Annotated in this window: 1 pseudogene; it reads left to right on the top strand. The window is 77.7% G+C overall.

Annotated elements, in window-relative coordinates:
- Positions 1–552: pseudogene (locus AE652_RS42800) on the top strand (peptide synthase condensation domain-containing protein); the annotation flags it as partial.

Below are 552 nucleotides of genomic sequence, written 5' to 3'. Positions count from 1 at the left end.
AACCCGCTGCCGATCTCCGTCCGGGTGCAGCCGGGCACCACCGTGCCGCAGCTGCTCGCGGCGCTGCGCGACGGGGTGCTCGACCTCGCCGCGTACGAGTGGGTCTCCCCCGGCCAGGCCCACCGCTGGACGCCCGGCGCGCGCGGGCAGCGGCCGAACAGCCTGGTCGTCCTGGAGCACCAGCCCGCCGCGGCGCACCACCTGCGGCTGGAGACCGACCTGGCCGCGCACGGCATCCACGTGGAGGGTCCGGCCCCGGCCGGCACCCTCACCTCGTACCCGATCACGCTCGCCGCCCACTACGACGCCACCGGCGGGCTGGTCCTCACCACCACCCACGACCGTGCCCTGCTCGCCGACCGGGACGCCGCCGAACTCCTCGACCAGAGCGCCCACCTGCTGCGCAGCTTCCCCGACCTGCCGAGCGGGCTGGGCACCACCGAGGTACTGCGCTCCACCCTGGCCGGACAGCCGGCGCCCCGGCTGGGCGAGCCCGCGGCCGGCGCCGCCGAGGGCACCGAGCCGGCCGCCCCGGCGGTGTGCCTGGACGTG

The sequence above is a fragment of the Kitasatospora sp. MY 5-36 genome, assembly GCF_001182915.1.
In the GTDB taxonomy this organism is placed as follows: domain Bacteria; phylum Actinomycetota; class Actinomycetes; order Streptomycetales; family Streptomycetaceae; genus Kitasatospora.
This window is presented reverse-complemented; position numbering and strand designations above follow the sequence as displayed.